3 protein-coding genes are annotated in these 1,475 nt (G+C 42.8%); all 3 read left to right on the top strand.

Features of this window, described 5'->3' with window-relative positions:
* A partial coding sequence (locus tag NIE88_RS21950) for a phage portal protein (protein ID WP_253065686.1) occupies positions 1 to 793 on the top strand: 793 nt, incomplete at its 5' end.
* Positions 777 to 1,067, top strand: coding sequence for a hypothetical protein (locus NIE88_RS21945; protein WP_253065685.1), 291 nt, complete (start codon positions 777 to 779; stop codon positions 1,065 to 1,067). The genes NIE88_RS21950 and NIE88_RS21945, both read left to right, overlap by 17 nt.
* The gene (locus tag NIE88_RS21940) at positions 1,051 to 1,329 is read left to right on the top strand and encodes a hypothetical protein (protein ID WP_253065684.1); all 279 of its coding nucleotides are present in this window, start codon (positions 1,051 to 1,053) and stop codon (positions 1,327 to 1,329) included. The genes NIE88_RS21945 and NIE88_RS21940 overlap by 17 nt, the downstream gene beginning before the upstream one ends.
* The last annotated feature ends 146 nt before the right edge of the window (positions 1,330 to 1,475 follow it).

Below are 1,475 nucleotides of genomic sequence, written 5' to 3'. Positions count from 1 at the left end.
TAAGGGGGATGACGGCCTTGCGCTCGGTGACAGCCAGCCACACTATTACGGCGACGTTCCGGTAATCGAATATATTGAAAATGAAGAGCGGCAGAGTGTATTCGAATCTGTGGAGTCGTTGATCAATGCTTACGACAAGGCAGTGTCTGAAAAGGCAAATGATGTTGACTATTTCGCTGATGCTTACATGAAGATCCTGGGCACTGAGCTGGATGATGAAACGTTGAAGAAAATTCGGGATAACCGAATCATCAATATTTCCGGCCAGGATGTGGATATATCAAAAATCATCGTCGAATTTATGGAAAAGCCAAACGGTGACGCGAATCAGGAGCATCTGCTGGATCGAATTGAGCGATTAATCTATCAAATGAGCATGGTGGCCAACATTAACGATGAGTCATTTGGTAATGCGTCGGGCGTAGCCCTTGAGTTTAAACTGCAGCCGATGAAGAATCTGGCAGCCATGAAAGAACGGAAATTCACGTCGGGCATGAACCGGCGTTTTAAAATGCTGTTTAACGTTCCGCTGTTCATCGAGATCAGTAAAAAAGACGAATGGCGAAACTTGAATTATACGTTTACACGTAATATTCCGCGAAATCTCGTGGATGAAGCTGATGTAGCAAAGAGCCTGCAGGGCATTGTCTCGAAGGAAACGCAGCTGAGCGTTCTGAGTATTGTAGATAATCCAAAGCAAGAACTTGAGCGCATAAAGGCTGAGGAGCCGGAGACGTATTATCCGGATGGTGATTTTGATACAGGAGGCGGAGAAGATGGCGAAGTATCGTAAGAAACCGGTAGTGATTGAAGCTGTGCAATGGAAGCCAAATGAAATGCTCATCTACGACTTGATGGAGCAATTCGGCGGATTAGATGAGATGCGGGCAAAGTCCATCGGTAAAAAGAAAGGGAAATTGGTTATCAAGACGCTTGAAGGAGAAATGACGGCAGATGACGGTGATTACATTATCCGAGGTATAAACGGTGAGTTTTATCCTTGTAAGCCGGATATCTTTGAGAAAACCTATGAGAGGGTGAGTGATCGAAATGAATCGAATCACTGAAAATGATAATAATTATGATGTTAAACCAACAGTAAAAATCGAGAGATCAATTGATACTCGTGTTGATGGCAGGAAATTTAGACTTCCGTTTGATCAGACTGTTTCAAATGCACATATTATTGCGACAGCAAATTTTCTTCAAAACACACCAACAGGAAATAGTGTAATTCGTGCAGTTGATTCCATTGCCAAAGTAGCGGGGAAAGTTGCAAAAGCTTATGCAGAATCGGCAACGAGTATTACCAAGTCATTAAGAAGGTGAATTAATGAGCAAAATCCAATCAATTCACAGGACGCCCCGTGACGTGCTTCAGGAGTTTATGGGGAAAGTTGACGATTACGAATCCATTATCATTGTCGACAAAAAACATGAGGATGTGGATGTGTTTGAAACAGGTTATAGTTATC

Source organism: Sporolactobacillus shoreicorticis (assembly GCF_024125445.1).
In the GTDB taxonomy this organism is placed as follows: domain Bacteria; phylum Bacillota; class Bacilli; order Bacillales; family Sporolactobacillaceae; genus Sporolactobacillus; species Sporolactobacillus shoreicorticis.
This window is presented reverse-complemented; position numbering and strand designations above follow the sequence as displayed.